Consider the following 1805-nt stretch of genomic DNA (forward strand, 5'->3'; position numbering starts at 1 on the left):
GGGTGGGTGGTGAGGTGGCTGGCCAGGCGGGCGGCCTGAGCGGCCAGGCTGGTCTGGTCACGGGCGGAGAGGGCTACCGGGATCAGCGGTAGGGGTTGCGGAGCTTCGGTGCCCGTGCCGGTGTCCTTGTCAGCGCCGGCGTTAATGCCAGTACCTGCGCCTATGCCATTGCCCGCGTTAGCGCCCGCACCGGTGCTTGCCTGAGCCCCTGCGGCGGTGCTTGTGCTGGTGCCCGCGTTGGGGCCTGTGCCTGTGATGGTGGGGTTGGGGGCTTGTTCGAGGATGAGGTGGGCGTTGGTGCCGCTGATGCCGAAGGAGGAGATGGCAGCGCGGCGTGGTTTGTCGCTGTGTGCGGGCCAGGTTTGGGGGTGTTGGAGGAGGCGGATTTGGCCTTGTTCCCAGTCGACGTGGGTGGTGGGGGTGGTGATGTGCAGGGTTTGCGGGAGGAGGGCTTCGCGGGCGGCCATGACCATCTTGATCACACCCGCCACCCCGGAGGCGCATTGAGTGTGGCCGAGGTTGGACTTCACGGTGCCCAGCCACAAGGGGTGTTCTTCGGGACGGGCTCCGTACACCTCGAGGAGGGCTTGAGCCTCGATGGGGTCGCCGAGTTTGGTGCCGGTGCCGTGGGCTTCGACCGCGTCGATGTCACTGGGGGCCAGGCCGGCGTTGGCCAGCGCCTGGCGGATCACCCGCTCCTGCGAGGGACCGTTGGGGGCCGACAGGCCGTTGCTGGCACCGTCCTGGTTGACCGCCGATCCGCGGATCACCCCCAGGACCCGGTGGCCGTTTGCCTGCGCCTCCGAGAGCCGCTCCAGCAGCAGGATGCCCACGCCTTCGGAGAAGACGGTGCCGTCGGCCTCATCCGAGAACGCCTTGCATCGACCGTCTCTCGCCAGACCACGCTGACGGCTGAATTGGATTAACAGTTCGGGGTTCGGGAGCACGGTCACGCCGCCTGCGAGTGCCAGAGTGCTTTCACCTCTACGCAAGGACTCGCAGGCCAGATGGATGGCGACGAGGGAGGAGGAGCAGGCGGTGTCCACCGTCAGCGCCGGACCCTCGAGGCCGAAGTTGTAGGACACCCGTCCTGACATCACCGAACTGGATGTGCCCGTGACCAAGTAGCCTTCGACGTCGGCCGATGGTGAATCCGCACCGTATCCGGTGTGTGTTCCGCCGATGAAGACGCCGGTCGGGGTGCCGCGGAGCGCGTCCGGGTCGATCCCGGCCCGTTCCAGAACCTCCCACGACGTCTCCAGCAGCAGCCGCTGCTGCGGATCGATCGCGATCGCCTCACGCGGACTGATCCCGAAAAACGCCGCGTCGAACCCGGCCGCGTCCTTCAGGAACCCGCCCTCACGCAGATACGTGGTCCCCACATGATCCGGATCCGGGTCATACAACGCCTCCAGATCCCAGCCCCGATCCTCGGGGAAGGAGGAAATACCCGAACGGCCCTGCACGAGCATCTCCCACAGGTCCTCCGGCGAGTTCACCCCGCCCGGGTAGCGGCAGCCCATCGCCACGATCGCGATCGGCTCCCCAATCCCCGCGGACGCAGACGCGGCCCGGACGGGTGTGGCCGCGACGGCCGTGCTGTTGCCGGTGACGCGCTGAAGCAGATGCGCTGCCAGCGCGGTCGGGGTGGGGTGGTCGAAGACCAGGGTGGCGGGCAGTTTCATGCCGGCGGCCCGGCTGAGCCGGTTACGCAACTCGACGGAGGTCAGGGAGTCGAAGCCCAGATCCTTGAACGGGCGTCCCGCTTGGATCGCCTCACCGGAGGCATGCCCCAGGACCGCAGC

General features: G+C 67.9%; 1 protein-coding gene. It reads right to left on the bottom strand.

Going from position 1 to position 1805, the window contains the following annotated elements:
• The coding region (locus ACWEPL_RS65190) for a type I polyketide synthase (RefSeq protein ID WP_452443077.1) at window positions 1-1805 on the bottom strand (1805 nt) is incomplete at both ends.

The sequence above is a fragment of the Nonomuraea sp. NPDC004186 genome, assembly GCF_053603495.1.